Genomic DNA, 14,290 nt, shown 5'->3' with positions numbered 1-14,290 from the left:
GTAGGGAGGCCGATGTGTTGTCGGCGCGGCAATTCACGGTGTACGGCCCGTCGCACTGGGCCGCCATCGCCGTGTTTGTCTCCGGCGCGGTGCTGGTGGTCTGGCTCGGGCGGCGCCAGAGCGGCCACCAATCAAGGATATTCGGCCGTATCCTCGGCGCGCTGACAGCAGCGATCTACGTCGCGATGCTCGCCTACACGCTCATCCCGCCGTCGATCGACCGGTCGGTGCCGTTGCGGTTGACCGACTTGGCGACCGTCGTCGGGGCTTACGCGCTGTGGTCGCAGCGGCACTGGGCATTTGTGCTCACCTACTACTGGGGCCTCGTGCTGAGCATCCAGGCCCTCATCTCACCGGTGCTCAAGAGCCCAGACTTCCCGCACTACGAATTCCTGGCGTTCTGGTCCATCCACCTGCTCGTGGTCTGGGCGGCAATCTATTTGACCTGGGGGCGCGGGATGCGTCCGCGGTGGCGTGACTATCGATTGGTGGTGCTGGTGACCGCGGTGTGGGCCGTGGTCACCATGGCGTTCAACGGTATTGCCGGCACCGACTACGGATTCCTCAACGCCAAACCTTCCACTGCGTCGTTGCTCGATCTGATGGGTCCGTGGCCGGTCTACGTGCTGGTGGCAAGTTCCTTGGTGGCAGTCGTGTGGGCGCTCATGACGTGGCCATGGGAACGTCGACGGGTTCGCGGCCACTGAGGCGCTCGTCCCACACCTGCAACACCCGCGCGGAGGTACGCGGAGTCGCCAGGCTCACGACGACGTACGTGATCAGGCTGGACACCAGGCCGTAGTAGATGGGCTCGTTCGCCAGCACATCGCCGACGACTGCCATGGTTCCCAGCGTGACGATCGTGCCGACCGCCATTGCCGCCAACGCGCCCGCGCCGGTGGCGCGCTTCCACAGGAACCCGCCGATGATCGGCACCAGCAATCCGCCGACCAGGATGTCGTAGGCGATGGTCAGGGCGCCGACCACGTCGTTGAGCAACGCGGCGATGATGATCACGATGACGCCGAGCACCGCGACATAGCGGCGGTCGGAATGCACGTCCACCTCTGGGTTTTCGGCTTGCTCGGGCTTGCGGTCGAGCATGCGCAGCAGCAGCGGCTTGATGTCGGTGCGGGCCACCGTGGCGGTGGCGATCAGTGCGCCCGAGGCGGTGGACATCATCGCGGCGACGGCCGCGGCGAGCACGATACCGCTGATACCCACGGGCAGAATCGCTTCCGCGATCTGGGCATACACGTCATCCTTGGCCTTGATATCAGGCATGAAGGTCGATGCCGCCAGGCCGATCAATGCCCCTGCGATCCCGTAGAACACGCAGTAGACGGCGGCCGTGGTTCCACCCCACCGCGCTACCTGCGGTGAGCGGGCGGTGAAGACCCGCTGCCAGATGTCCTGTCCGATCAGCATTCCGAAGCTGTAGACCACGAAGAACGTGATGATGGTGTCGGTTCCGATTGCGGTGAGGTTGAAGACAGTGTCACCGGCGCGGTCGCGGATGCCGTCGAATCCGCCGGCCCGGTGCCAGGTGAACGGCAGCAGCAGGAAGAACACGCCGATGGTCTTGAGCACGAACTGCACCATGTCGGTCAGGGTGATCGACCACATGCCACCGATCGACGAGTACAGCATGACGACCGCGCCGCCAATGACCACCGAAAGCGTTCGGCCCGTGCCGAACAGGACGTTGAACACGGTCGCGTAGGCGATGGTGGAGGTGACCGACAGCATGAGGGTGTAGGCCGCCATCACCAGCCCGGAGGCGGACGTCGCGTCGACCCCGTAGCGCAGGCTCAGCATCTGCGCGACCGTGTAGACCCGGAGCCGCTGAATAGGTCCGGCGAACAAAAGACTCAGTGCCAGTAGGCCGACGGCGATCGCCACCACCAGCCACATACCCGAAACTCCCCATTTGTAGCCCAGGCCGACGCCGCCGACGGTCGACGCGCCGCCGAGGACGACGGCCGCCATGGTGCCGGTGTACAACGCGGGCCCGAGGCGTCGGCCCGCGACCAGGAAGTCAGCGGAGTCCTTGGTGCGGGACTTGCCCCAGAATCCGAAGGCGAGCATTGCCACGAGATAGACGACGACGATCGCGATATCGACTGGTTTACCCACGATGGTTCCTTCGGTCAGAGGTGAGTGGGAGCGAACATCTTGAGCACTGCGGGCAGGACGACAACGGCCGGGCCGTCGGTGTCGAACGTGGCGGCCACGATCTCTCCGACGGTGTCGGGTCCGGCAGTGTGCGCGGGAATCCCGAAACTGGCTGCGAGCCGGGCGAAGTCGGGCCTGGCGAGTTCGGTGGCGGTCGCGGTGCCGAACTCGGCCGTCATGTACTCACGGAGGATCCCGTAGCCGCCGTCGTCGACGATCAGCCAGGTGACGTTGGCGTGGTGCTGGCGGGCGGTGGCCAATTCGGCGATCGAGTACATACCCCCGCCGTCACCGGATACTGCGAAGGTGCGTTCGCCTGTCGCGATCGCCGCGGCCAACGCGGCCGGGAACGCGAAACCCAAACCACCTGCACCCTGGGCGGAATGGAAGGCACCGTCTTGCGGGTCCCACACCGACCAGGCCCAGTACCCGGCAATCGTCATGTCCCAGAAAGTGTGGGTGCTCGACGGGACCGCGCCCCGTAGATCGGCCATCAGCTGCAGTTCGGTGGCTACGTCCTGCCCGGAAAGCCTGTCCTGCACAGCGCTTCGCAATGCGGCGGCCTGCGTGACGCCGAAGGCGTTGTCGCGAGATTCGACGTGCCCGGCCAGGGCACGCATCGCCTGTGCGGCGTCGGCGTGGATGGCGAGTGCGGGGTGGTTGGCCTCGAGTACGCGCGCCTCGGCATCGATATGGATGATCTGTCCGTGCGGGGAGAACGTGAAGTAGTTGCTGGTGACCTCGCCCATCGCGGTGCCGATCGCAACCAACACATCGGCATCTTCCAACAACTCGGTGGTGTAGCGGTCCTCGATCCAGGATGCCGCCGACAGCGGGTGGCCGAAGGAGATGGCGCCCTTGCCGCCGACCGTGGAAACCACCGGGGCGCCCAGCTTTTCAGCCAATGCCAGCAACGCCTCCGATCCGCCGGCCGACCTGCGCACGCCCCCGCCGGCCAAGATGACCGGTCGACGCGCCGAATTCAGCAAGGTCGCGGCCTCCCGCACCAGCTCGCCACGCGGGGCGCGTTGCGTCGGCGTCGCCCCGAGCGCGGTCACTGACGGTACCGTCGTCGGCTCCAGCAGCACGTCCTGCGGAATCTCCACCCACGTCGGCCCCGCCGGCGCCGAGCGTGCGAGTGCGTAGGCGTCGGCGATCAGGCTGGGAATTTCGGCGGCCTGCCGCACGGTGGCAACACTTTTGGTGACGTTGACCGCACTGGCTTTCTGATCGTCGAGCTGGTGCAGCATCCCGCGGCGCAGTCCCATGCCGGATCGCGGCACCTGACTGGCGATCACGAGCACCGGCACCCCGGTGGCGTAGGCCTCCTGCAGCGCGCCGAGTGCGGTCAGCGCGCCCGGCCCGGTTGACAGGAACAGCACGCCGACCTCGCCGGTCACGCGGCTGTAGCCGTCGGCGCCGAACGCGGAGTTGTTCTCCACCCTTGAGCTGACGAACGTCAGGTCACTGCGCCGGATGGCGTCGAACAGGCCCAGCGCGTTCTGGCCCGGGATGCCGAACACATGCGAGACACCCAGCGCGGTAAGGGTTTCGACGACAAGGTCGCCGCCGTTACGCATCAGGGCCCAAGGCCAGCAGAGACACCAGATCGTAGGCGACGTGCGACGCGGCGACACCGGTGATCTCGGCATGGTCGTAGGCGGGAGCCACCTCGACCACGTCGGCGCCCACCAGGTTCAGGCCGCGGAACCCGCGCAGGATCTCCAGCAGCTCGCGGCTGGTCATGCCGCCGGCCTCGGGCGTTCCGGTGCCGGGCGCGTGAGCCGGGTCGAGCACGTCGATGTCGATCGACACGTAGACGGGCCGGTTCCCGAGGCGCTGGCGAAGCTTGTCGACGACCTCGCGTACGCCTTGGTAATACACGTCGGAGGAGGTGACGATGCCGAAGCCGAATCGGCGGTCGTCCTCGAGGTCCTTCTTGCCGTACAGCGGCCCCCGCGTACCGACGTGCGACAGCGCCTCGGTGTCGAGAATGCCCTCCTCGACGGCGCGGCGGAAGGGCGTGCCGTGGGTGTACTCGGCACCGAAGTAGGTGTCCCAGGTGTCGAGGTGAGCGTCGAAGTGCACCAGTGCGACGGGGCCGTGCTTGGCGGCCGCGGCGCGCAGCAGGGGCAGCGCAATGGTGTGGTCGCCGCCGATGGTCACCAGTTTGGTGCCGTCGGAAGTGAGGTCGCGGGCGGCGCCTTCGATGGTCTCGATCGCCTCGTGGATGTTGAAGGGGTTGACCGCGATATCGCCGGCATCGGCGACCTGGATGAGCTCGAACGGGGACACGTCCATGGCGGGGTTGTACGGCCGCAGCAGACGAGAGGACTCGCGCACGTGGGTGGGACCGAACCGGGCACCGGGACGGTAGGACACACCGGAGTCGAAAGGAATACCGACAACGACCACTTCTGCCTTCTGGGATGCATTGGTGACCTGGTCGAGTCGGGGCAGGCGGGCGAAGGTGGCCGGGCCGGCGAAGCGCGGGATCTTGGATGCGTCGACGGGGCCGATCGGGGTGGACATGCTGTCACTTCCTCTGCGGTCAATGTGATGTGCGTTACGGTAAACCCGCAGCTCAGGACATGCAATCGATTCGATCATCAGATGCGGCACGGAGATATTGATGTGACGGTGCCGAATATCATTTCGATCAGAAGACGCGGAGAATCGTGCCGATGATGATCTTTGTGCCGGTAGATTTGCGGGGAAAATTTTTCGGCTGAATTTCGGGCGGTGTCGAGTGGACGAGGTCGACGAGGCGATCATCAGCCTGCTGGAGGGCGATGGGCGGTTGACTCACCGTGACATCGCGCAGCGGGTCGGGCTGTCGCGATCGGCAGCGGCTGCGCGGACGCAACGTCTGATCGACGCCGGGCAAGTGGTGATTCGCGGCGTCGTACACCCCGCGGTGCTCGGCCGTGGCGCCCTGGCTCATGTGAGCGTGATGGTCGACGGACCGGTCACCCGGATCGCGACAAGCCTGGCGCAGCGCGCCGACATCGCGTTCCTATCGCTGACCAGCGGTGCGCACGGGCTGATCGCGGAGGTGCGGGTCGGGTCGATCCGCGACATCGACGGCGTGGTCGCCGAGTTGCGTGCGATGGAGGGTGTCGTCGGGGTCGACACGCTCACCTATGTCGAGGTGCTGCGCGACGTCGTCGGCCCGGTCGGGGATGTCAGCGTCGACGTCGATGATCTGGATCTGGCGCTGCTACGGGCCTTGCAGGATGACGGGCGGGCGTCCTATGTGGATCTTGCCGAGACGGTGGGACTTTCGCCTGCGGGAGCGCGACGGCGCGTGGTGCGGTTGGTCGAATCTCAGGTGGTGCGCGTCGGCGCAGTGGTCCGCCATTCCGGGCAGGATCGCCAGAGTGCGCTGGGTCTCGGCATCCGGCTGACCGGGGCGGGCGGTGAGGTGGTGTCGGCGCTGCTGGGGATGCGGTCGGTGATCTTCGTGGCGCGCACCCTCGGTCACTTCGACCTGTTGGCCACGGTGCGGGCGTTCTCGGCGGCGCAACTGGTCGAAATCCTCGATGCGGTTCGCGCGTTGCCCGGCGTCGGAGTGGTCGACAGCTGGGTACATCTGGACGTGATCAAGGAGAGCTACGCCTCGGGTCTGGACATCTTTCAATCAGGGGCCGGGTAACCGCACGATGCCGGACGCGGTGGTGGATACTGCCGGTGTGTCTGCCGATCTGCTCAGCGAGTTGACGCACCTGGTTGCGCTGTCTCCACCAAAGTTGGCCGATATCAATGCCGACGTGCGTGAGGTGTGTGCGTCGACGCTGGGGCTGCCGCCTCTGCCGGCGGAGAGCCGCGGCGGCGCCGTCGATCCCATGGTCACCGAGTTCGCCGAGCAGTTCAGCATCGACGTCACCGGGATCACCGCCGCCCAGCGGGCCGCGTTCTCCGACCTGCTCGGGCCCGATGTGTTCACCGTGACGACGCTGATCTATGTGGCCGACTTCGTGCCGCGGATGCGCGCCGGGTTGTCCGCCCTGGGTGTGGACTGGCCGGCCGAGCCCGTCGTCTGGGACCACGAGACAAACGCAGCCGACTATGTGCTCGACACCTTCATTCCCGCGGTGGGGCGGATGCGTGAGCTGGACCCGGTGACCTCCGAGATCGTGCGGCTGCGTGGGGCCCGTCAGCACAACTGCCGGTTGTGCAAGTCGCTGCGGGAAGCCGGGGCACTGGAGGCCGGTGCTACCGAGTCGGACTACGACGGCATCGACGACTTCGAGAACTCGAACCTTTCGGAACGGCACAAAGCCGCGCTGCGGTACGTCGACGCGCTGATCTGGACTCCGGCCCAGGTGTCAGGTGACGAACTACGCCAACACTTTTCGCAGGATGAGGCGGTCGAACTGACCCTCGACGTCATGCGTAACGCGTGCAACAAGGTGGCAGTCGCGCTCGGGGCCGACGGTGCCCGCGTCGACGAGGGCACCGAGGAGTACCGGCTGGGGGCCGACGGCCAGCCCATCTACAGCTGAGATTCGCGGGCGTGCCCTGCGCCGATTTTCACCTGTGGGTTGGCGCCCCTCGGAAACCACCACCCTCAGGTAGAAATCGACGACACGAGGCGCAGAACGTCATCGACTTCGGCTTCGGTGGTGGCCCACGAACACACGAACCGAACGGTGGGCCGGTGCGGATCGGGACGGTGGACGGAGTAGCCCGCCGAGACCGCGGCGTAGGCAGCGGGTTCGAGGTCGACGAATATCTCGTTGGCTTCCGTGGGCGCGGCCAGTGGCAGGCCGAGCGCGTGCAAGCCCTTGCTGAGGCGGGCGGCCATCAGATTGGCGTGGGCAGCTGTCTGCAGCCACAGCTCATCGCGCAAGATCGCCTCGAACTGCGCCGCGATGAAGCGTTGCTTGCTGGCCAGGTGGCCGATCTGCTTCTGCACGAAGTGAATTCCGTCGAACAACTCGGGACGGCGCACCAGGATCACGTCGCCCATCAGCATGCCGTTCTTGGTGCCGCCCACGGTGACGATGTCCGCGTCGGCGATGGCCTCCGACGCAGAGATATCCAGGGCTGCAATGGCATTGGCGATGCGGGAGCCGTCAACGTGCACGAGCAGGTCGAGATCGTGGGCATGGTCGATGAAGTCCTTGATGGCGGGCGGACTCCAGACGCGGCCGTTCTCGGTGGACTGAGTGATGGTGACGACCCGTGGCTGCGAATGGTGCACCGGGCCGCGGCGGGCCACCGCGATGTCGAGCACTGACGGGTCGATCAGACCGTTGTCGCTGGGCAGCTTTGTCACAGGAGCGCCCGACAGCCGGACCGGCCCACCTGCCTCGTCGACCAGCGAGTGTGCGATGTCGCTGCACAGGATCTCCTGCCACGGCCGCACGGCCGACGCCAGCGCGATGATATTGGCCGCCGTGCCGGTGAGTGCGAACAGAACCTCGGCGTCGGGGGAGTCGAACGCGGCCTTGACGGCTTGGGCTGCGCGTTGTGTGGTGGGATCGTTGCCGTACGACGCGACGGCGCCATTGTTGGCCGCGACGATCGCATCGATCACGTTCGGGTGTGCAGGTGCGGCATTGTCCGAGGCGAACGCATGAGAAGGCACGTCCGCCATGATCCCACCGCGGACTGCTACTTCGAGGCGACCTTCTTCTTGAGGAACAGCGCCGGCAACACCACCGTGGCCGCGGCCGTGACCAGCCAGACCACCACGGTGGCGGCGATCCAGGACCCGATTCCGCGGATGCTGAGGCCATGGGTGAGCGCCGAGGCCAGAACTAGCGCGACCAAAGTGGAGATCAGCCCGATGCCGCCCAGGAATGCCGAGGCGTAGCGGCTGGCCATCTTGAGGAAGAACGGCGACAGGATCGACTGTGCGAGGGCGAAGATCACCACCGCGGTGAGGAAGCCCCACGCCGACACCGAGACGCCGGGAACCAGCCAGGCGGCGACCAGCAAGCCGATTGCCGAGGAACCCAGGAAGATCGCTATGCGCAGGAGAAAGCGGACCATGCGGTGAGCGTAGCCGCGCCGGGCCCGCCCGCGGCCCCTCATTGGCGCCTGCGTTTGTGCTGTGTGCGACCATATTGCGGCGCAGACGCGCCCGGGGGCGGTAGCTCAGTCGGTTAGAGCCGTGGACTCATAATCCATTGGTCGCGGGTTCGAGCCCCGCCCGCCCCACTCAACACTTGTCCGCCGAGGCCGCGAACTATTGCTTGTCGTTGGAAACGGCTTGCCGCCAGGCCTGGCGGACCGCGTCAAGTGCTTCAATCGCGGAGATGGTGAGTTTCGTCTGGCCGGCCAACTGCGTGTGCCATTCCGCTGGCGATGGCGGATGTTTAAACAGGTAGCTACCGGGAGCCTTATTGGTGGGGCCATACCGCCGAAAAAGCACTGCCGCAGTGTTGTCGATAGCGCCTAGCTCACTGAGAGCCCATAGGTCCCAAAGGTCGCGCGGCGCGTGTCGATCGGCCCACGTCGCTGTCTTGGACGCTGCGAATGCCGGCAGGGTTGGCACGTTGAGAGTGGCGGGCGGAGCGTCGGCATAACGCTGAACGAGTTCTCGGCGTTCGGTCGGCCATACGACTCGGTCTCGGGGCGACAACAGCTGCAGCCGCACAGGATTTCCGTCCAGCGGGCGCAGCACCACCGGGAGAGTATCCGCGGTACTGCTCAACGCAGGCTCGATGGCGATCCTGCCGTGGGTGCGTGCGACCGCGCGCGGAAGTGCAACGTCAAGGTCGCGCGCCACTTCCTTACGGCTGCCGACAGCAATCAGATCGATGTCCTCGCTGAGCCGGCCCTCCGGAAGATGTGTGCGGGCAAGGGCGGTGCCCCCGATGAAATGGATCCGGTCACCGAACCTACGGCTGAGGAATGCCAGAAGATGTGAGATGAGGTGGTCCCGTTCGACCTGTTCTGTGGAGACGCCGAACTGTGTTGCCACCGAGTCGCGTTCGTCTCGATTCATGACAACTCGCGTACCCAGTCTTCGGCCCGGTGGAGCGAGGCCAATCTGCGTTGCTCGGTCGCCAGCTCCCGGAGACGGTCCTTGTCGCTGCGCGCGAAGAGGTCGGCGACAGCCGATGGGACGTCTGCTTGAGCGTCGCCGAGGTCGGGACGATGGGCTAGATCGAGCACCGTTTGCTCAGGCGTAGTTGTCAACGTCGGCCCCAACTCTGTACGAACGCGCTCGGCGTCGAGGCTGGTGGTGTCGCGTTTGACGAACCGGACGGTCGCTGGGCGGTCCGACAACACGATCGCTCGATGCTGTCGGGGCACCGCGACGACAGCAGTTGCCAGAGCGCGCGGAATCACTCCGTGCAGCCGTGCGGCACTCACACCCATCACGACGACGTCCTCTACTCCGTAGATCGCCGATCCGATTCCGGCTGCGGCTGATTCCAGCCCGGGTATCCACTTGTGACCCACCATGTCCTGGGGGACGACGACGTAATAGCCGTCAGCGAGTCGGTGGAGCAGCCCACGTTCGGCAAGCCGCACCAGCTGGGCACGAGGATGGGCATAGATGCTCGCCGCGTCGCTGGGGCGAACTGTTCTCAGCGGTGCCTGAGTGAGGTCCACCGGAATGGGAGTACTTCGGGTCGGTGCCATCACTGGTCCTTGGGTATGCAAATCGTATTCCTCAACAGTACGAAATGCATACTAATGACGCAAGCGTCTCGGAGGCGAAAGTCGGCGCAACCGCCCCCTGGGTCGACGCTGGTGATGTTTCGGTAACGGTTCAGAAAAGTCTTCGGACGTTATCGGCAATGTCCTGCGTCTGCTACGCCTACGCTGTTTTCCTTGATTTATCGGCTACGGGTCGACATCCCCGTGACCAAAGAGTGCCGGCGCAGAAATGGGGGAACGACGAATGCGCATTGCGACCACCGCGATCATCATTACTGCTGTTTGCGCCCTTGTCGCCGGCTGCGGTCAATCAACAGAACAGTCAGCCGAGAAGACCTCGACCACACCGATGATCACGTCGTTTCCTCCTACGCCGCTACGGCAAAAAGCCCTGCCCCGATTACTCCTCTCAACCGAACAGGTCAATGCGGCGCTGGCGGCGGGGCAAATGGTTGTCACCGGTAGCGACTCTCAAATGTCCGACGACAGTGGGACGATGGAGCCCCGCGAGTGCCTGGCGGTGGACGGTGCCGCGCAGGCACCCGTGTACGCCGACAGTGGATTCACCGACGAGCAAGAGGTGACGTTAGGGGAGCCGGACGCTCTCGCTCATTACGCCAAGCAGGCCGTGGTTCGATTCGCCGATGCCGAACAGGCCAAGGCCTTTTATGACTCCTCGGCCGGACAGTGGCCGGCGTGCAAGCATTACACCCACACGCAATCCGGGACGCAGTGGGACGCAGGGCCCATTTCGGACAAAGACGGCGTGCTGAGCACAGTCGCCACCCAGTCCAACGCCCAGGCCGGCGGATGGGCATGTGGCCGCGCGTTGACCGCGAACAACAACATCGTGGTCGACGTCAACACCTGCAGTGCCAACCCGGCGGATTCGGCTGTCAAGATCGTCAGGCAGATCTCGGCACGGATCGACGCCCCGCCCATCGTTTCCTAGGGCTTGTCCGCCGCTCGCACGTAGGACAGACAAATGCTGTGGCGAGTGTGCGGGCACACTCGCCACAGCATCTCCAGTGGCGCGTCGAACTATGAAATCAATTGGTTCCCAGCAGAATTGTCACGCAGGTAGGCCGCTAGAACCACACTTTTCGCCCGCCGACGGGGCGGCCGACGGCCCCGAGGATCCACAGGATGATCCCGATCACCAGCAAAATGCCGCCGATCGTGTACAGGATCGAGATGCCGGCGAAGTAGCCGATCAACAGAAGAATGATGCCCAGCACAATCATGGTCGGTTCGATCCTCTCGGGTGCAACTGAAGTGTTGTCGGCCAGGAGAATTGCCCGATCCGTCGATTTTCAAACATGCCGGTGGGTTTGGCACCGGATTGCCGGCCCTGAACTGCGATTACGCAGGCGGTGGGGGCGGTGGCGGCGGCGGAGCTGGGGCCGGCAGGGTTATCGGCGGCAGGCCGGGGATCTCGATGACGTTGGGCGGCGGAGGTGGCCCCAGCTCGTTGAGCATTGGCGGCGGCGGAATCTCGGGACCGGGCACAAAGACCGGCGGCGGCGGTGGCACATAGCCCGTGCTGGTGTTGATGGTGATGATCGAGCCGGGAATGGTCCTGCCACTCGGGGTGGTTCCGACCACCGAACCCTTCGAAGCATTGCTGTTGACGGCTGTGGGTTTGTCGGCTACTCGGAAACCGGCTTCCGACAGCCGTTTACGCGCCTCTTCGACCTTCATCCCGCTGACGCTCGGCACCTCGCCGCCGGGGCCGCCGTCGACATAGCGCGGATCAGTGGGAGGCAGCGCGACGGTGCCGAAGTCGTCGGCGATGGGACTCATTGCGGCATACCAGGTCAACGCCGGCTCGGTACCGCCGAACAGGGTGCCGTTGCCGCATTTGCGCAGCGGGTATGAGCACAGCCCCGATGGTGACGACGAGTCGTCGAAGACGTAGTTCGCCGCGGCGTACTGGTTGGTGAAGCCGAGGAAACCCGATGACCGGTGAGCCTCGGTGGTGCCGGTCTTGCCCGACATCGGTAGCTTCCAGCCGACCGAACTCGCTGCGCCGGCGGCGGTTCCGCTCGAGTGATCCTTGGCCAGCGCATTGGCCAAGGTATTGGCAAGGCCCTCTGGTACTGCCTGGTCGCACGGAACGGTCTCCACACCGACTTCATGCCCGTTGCGATCGAAGATCTTGTCGATCGGACTCGGTGGGCACCACGTACCGCCGGAGGCCAGGGTCGCTCCGACATTCGCCAACTCCAGCGCGTTGAGTTCGAATGGGCCGAGTGTGAAGGATCCGATGTTCTGCCGCTTGACGTAGTCGGCGATGCTCTCGTTGGAATCGGGGTCGTAATCGCGGGCACTGCCGGGTTCGGCATAGGACCGCAGTCCCAGGCGGACCGCCATGTCCACCGCGCGCGGTACCCCGATCTGTGAGATGAGTTTGGCGAACGCGGTATTGGGCGATTGTGCCAGGGCATCGGTGACATTCAGCGAGCCGGGGAAGCCGTGAGCGTTACGCACGCACCAGCTTTCCTTCGGACAACCGGGAGTGTCACTGCTACCCAGGCCCTTGCCCACGAAGGTTCCGGGGACATCGAGTTGAGTTTTGATGCCCATCCCCATCTCGAGAGCAGCGGCCGTGGTGAAAATCTTGAAGATCGACCCGGCTCCGTCACCGGCCAACGAAAAGGGCTGCGGTTGCACGGTCTGCCTGGCATCGAGATCGAGTCCGTAGGTGCGGCTGTCGCCCATCGCGACCAATCGATGTGTGTCCTTGCCGGGCGTGATCACGCTCATCACGCTCGCGACCCCGGCGGCGTTGGGGTCTGCGTACTTCTCGATCGCTGACTGGACGCTGTCCTGCACCTTGGGATCGAGCGTGGTGCGGATCAGGTACCCGCTGCGCGCGACGTCCTCCATCGTGAGCCCGGCACGTGCCAGGTATTGCAGGACGTACTCGCAGAAGAAAGCGCGATTCCCGGCGGCGATGCAGCCCTGCGGAAGCGGATCGGCCTGGGGGAGTATCCCCAGCGGTGCCGCCTTGGCGGCGCGCAACTCCTCGGCACGGTCGGGCAGATAGTCGATCAACGTGTCGAGCACGAGGTTGCGCCGAGCCAGGGCACCGTCGGGGTTGGTGTAGGGGTTCAGCGCGCTGGTGGACCGCACGACACCGGCCAACAACGCGGCTTGCGACCAGGTGAGGTCGGCGGCATCGACGCCGAAGTAGGTGCGGGCCGCGTCCTGGACTCCGAAGGATCCGTTGCCGAACGACACGAGATTCAGATATCGGGCCAGGATCTCGCTCTTGGGGAGGGTCTTGTCCATCGCCAGCGCAATCCGGATCTCACGCAGTTTGCGTGCTGGGCTGATCTCGACCGCAGCCCGGCGCTCGGCGTCGGTGTTCGCTTTCACCAGAAGGTTGTAGTTCTTGACGTACTGCTGCTCGATGGTCGACCCACCGCGGACCTCGTCGATGCCCCGCATATAGCCGAAGAGACCGTTCAGAGTTCCCTGGACATCGACGCCGTTGTGTTCGACGAAGCGCTTGTCTTCCACCGAGACGATCGCCAGCTTCATGGTGTCGGCGATCCGATCGGCGGGAACGGCCCATCGACGCTGCTCGTACAGCCAGGCGATCGGTTTGCCCGTGGCGTCGACCATGGTGGTGACGATCGGTGCGTCACCTTTGAGCACCTCCGCGGAATCCTGTGCCACCGTGTCGGACAGCCGTGCCGTCATGAGGCCGACGCCACCGACGACGGGGAACATCAACACCGCCGCGAGTAATCCGGCCAGCACACAGTGCATGGCCAACTTGGCAACCGTAGACCGCGACCGCGGTGGCGGGCCGGACATGTCCTCAAGCGTAAAGGGGTGAAGGGTCGGCGATGGATATATCGCACGCAACACGTTGGCTACGTTGTGATTTCAGAGGCCCGGAATGTCGAATCTGAAGGTTTTCCCGAGACCGAAGTCCGCGGCCGACGGGGCTTCGGTGACCGGATGCGCAACTGGCCCCGAGGAGCGTCGCTAACGATCGCCGCGGCTGCAGTTCGGATTCGCCGGCTTGGCGGGCCAACTGCATACGTCGATGTAGGTGGTCTCGGCATACCCGCCGCCGTCGAACACCCCGTAGGCGTCGCCGTGGGTTCCGGTGTAGGTGGCGCCGCCTCCGCCTCCGCCGCTCGAGGTGATGATCGTCGTGACCGTCCAGCCCTTGTTCTGCAGCGCGTTCTTGTATGCGGTCATCACATCATTCGGCGACCCGTTGACCTGGTAGTGCAGGTGGATTCCGCCGTCGGCGATATCGTCGGGTCCTCTGCTCTGCTGCACGTCGGCCGGTGTCGGCAACAGCGACGCCACGGATGCGCCGTCCCCGGCTGCGGTGGTGGTCGCGTCGGCGCCGGCCGGCGCAGTCGTCGTGGTGGCCTGGGCCTTCTCGGTCACCGGGCTGCACGCCGTGGCGGCCAGGCCGATCGCCATCGCCCCGATGAGGCAGGTTGTGGTGTGCTTCGTCATGGCCATC

Annotated in this window: 14 protein-coding genes and 1 tRNA gene; 5 read left to right on the top strand and 10 right to left on the bottom strand. The window is 65.3% G+C overall.

Translation table 11 applies throughout. From position 1 onward, the window contains the following. Nucleotides 1-14: 14 nt before the first annotated feature. On the top strand, nt 15-707 hold the full coding sequence (locus ACZYZF_RS14330) for a YwaF family protein (RefSeq protein WP_463836047.1): 693 nt from the start codon (nt 15-17) through the stop codon (nt 705-707). Here the strand turns inward: ACZYZF_RS14330 and ACZYZF_RS14325 are convergent. The 3 genes from ACZYZF_RS14325 to speB are packed head-to-tail and all read right to left on the bottom strand — an operon-like array spanning nt 664 to nt 4,707. Continuing rightward, nucleotides 664-2,136 (bottom strand): sodium:solute symporter family protein, encoded by a 1,473-nt coding sequence (locus ACZYZF_RS14325; protein WP_463836046.1) that lies wholly within the window; start codon nt 2,134-2,136, stop codon nt 664-666. The genes ACZYZF_RS14330 and ACZYZF_RS14325 overlap by 44 nt on opposite strands. Nucleotides 2,137-2,150: 14 nt before the next feature. Continuing rightward, a complete protein-coding gene (locus ACZYZF_RS14320; protein WP_463836045.1) occupies nt 2,151-3,755 on the bottom strand; it encodes a thiamine pyrophosphate-binding protein in 1,605 nt (534 codons plus the stop codon). After that, nucleotides 3,748-4,707 carry an agmatinase gene (gene speB, locus ACZYZF_RS14315; RefSeq protein ID WP_463747697.1) on the bottom strand — a complete coding sequence of 320 codons (960 nt, stop codon included), beginning with the start codon at nt 4,705-4,707 and terminating at the stop codon, nt 3,748-3,750. The genes ACZYZF_RS14320 and speB overlap by 8 nt, the downstream gene beginning before the upstream one ends. 217 nt (nt 4,708-4,924) lie before the next feature. Between speB and ACZYZF_RS14310 the strand changes: the two genes are divergently transcribed. Then, nucleotides 4,925-5,830, top strand: a complete 906-nt coding sequence (locus ACZYZF_RS14310) for an Lrp/AsnC family transcriptional regulator (protein WP_463747698.1) — start codon at nt 4,925-4,927, stop codon at nt 5,828-5,830. A 7-nt stretch (nt 5,831-5,837) separates the two neighbouring features. Continuing rightward, nucleotides 5,838-6,680 (top strand): carboxymuconolactone decarboxylase family protein, encoded by an 843-nt coding sequence (locus tag ACZYZF_RS14305; protein WP_463747699.1) that lies wholly within the window; start codon nt 5,838-5,840, stop codon nt 6,678-6,680. 65 nt (nt 6,681-6,745) lie between these two features. On the opposite strand, the gene ACZYZF_RS14300 is transcribed toward ACZYZF_RS14305, so the two are convergent. Together ACZYZF_RS14300 and ACZYZF_RS14295 are read right to left on the bottom strand one after the other, a co-directional pair. After that, on the bottom strand, nt 6,746-7,777 hold the full coding sequence (locus tag ACZYZF_RS14300) for a threonine aldolase family protein (protein ID WP_463836043.1): 1,032 nt from the start codon (nt 7,775-7,777) through the stop codon (nt 6,746-6,748). A 17-nt stretch (nt 7,778-7,794) separates the two neighbouring features. Continuing rightward, complete coding sequence (locus tag ACZYZF_RS14295) at nt 7,795-8,175, bottom strand: phage holin family protein (protein ID WP_463836041.1); 381 nt, start codon at nt 8,173-8,175, stop codon at nt 7,795-7,797. A 94-nt stretch (nt 8,176-8,269) separates the two neighbouring features. Between ACZYZF_RS14295 and ACZYZF_RS14290 the strand changes: the two genes are divergently transcribed. Further along, nucleotides 8,270-8,343: transfer RNA gene (locus ACZYZF_RS14290), tRNA-Ile, on the top strand. 28 nt (nt 8,344-8,371) lie between these two features. On the opposite strand, the gene ACZYZF_RS14285 is transcribed toward ACZYZF_RS14290, so the two are convergent. Continuing rightward, on the bottom strand, nt 8,372-9,133 hold the full coding sequence (locus ACZYZF_RS14285; protein ID WP_463746597.1) for a nucleotidyl transferase AbiEii/AbiGii toxin family protein: 762 nt from the start codon (nt 9,131-9,133) through the stop codon (nt 8,372-8,374). Continuing rightward, nucleotides 9,130-9,777, bottom strand: coding sequence for a type IV toxin-antitoxin system AbiEi family antitoxin domain-containing protein (locus ACZYZF_RS14280; RefSeq protein WP_463836040.1), 648 nt, complete (start codon nt 9,775-9,777; stop codon nt 9,130-9,132). The genes ACZYZF_RS14285 and ACZYZF_RS14280 overlap by 4 nt, the downstream gene beginning before the upstream one ends. Nucleotides 9,778-10,024: 247 nt before the next feature. On the opposite strand from ACZYZF_RS14280, the gene ACZYZF_RS14275 reads away from it, so the two are divergent. Beyond that, the gene (locus ACZYZF_RS14275) at nt 10,025-10,747 is read left to right on the top strand and encodes a sensor domain-containing protein (RefSeq protein ID WP_463836039.1); all 723 of its coding nucleotides are present in this window, start codon (nt 10,025-10,027) and stop codon (nt 10,745-10,747) included. A 136-nt stretch (nt 10,748-10,883) separates the two neighbouring features. Here ACZYZF_RS14275 and ACZYZF_RS14270 read toward each other — a convergent pair whose 3' ends face one another. From ACZYZF_RS14270 to ACZYZF_RS14260, 3 genes are all read right to left on the bottom strand, one after another. After that, nucleotides 10,884-11,039: a hypothetical protein gene (locus ACZYZF_RS14270; protein ID WP_090431476.1), complete on the bottom strand. Its 156-nt coding sequence runs from the start codon at nt 11,037-11,039 to the stop codon at nt 10,884-10,886. Nucleotides 11,040-11,157: 118 nt separating this feature from the next. Beyond that, the gene (ponA2, locus tag ACZYZF_RS14265; protein ID WP_463836037.1) at nt 11,158-13,620 is read right to left on the bottom strand and encodes a transglycosylase/D,D-transpeptidase PonA2; all 2,463 of its coding nucleotides are present in this window, start codon (nt 13,618-13,620) and stop codon (nt 11,158-11,160) included. Nucleotides 13,621-13,794: 174 nt separating this feature from the next. Next, nucleotides 13,795-14,283: a hypothetical protein gene (locus ACZYZF_RS14260; protein WP_463836035.1), complete on the bottom strand. Its 489-nt coding sequence runs from the start codon at nt 14,281-14,283 to the stop codon at nt 13,795-13,797. Nucleotides 14,284-14,290 lie beyond the last annotated feature (7 nt).

It is taken from the genome of Mycobacterium sp. IDUB_24, assembly GCF_055419385.1.
The sequence above is the reverse complement of the archived record's forward strand: the minus strand, read 5'-3'. Positions and strand labels throughout refer to the sequence as shown.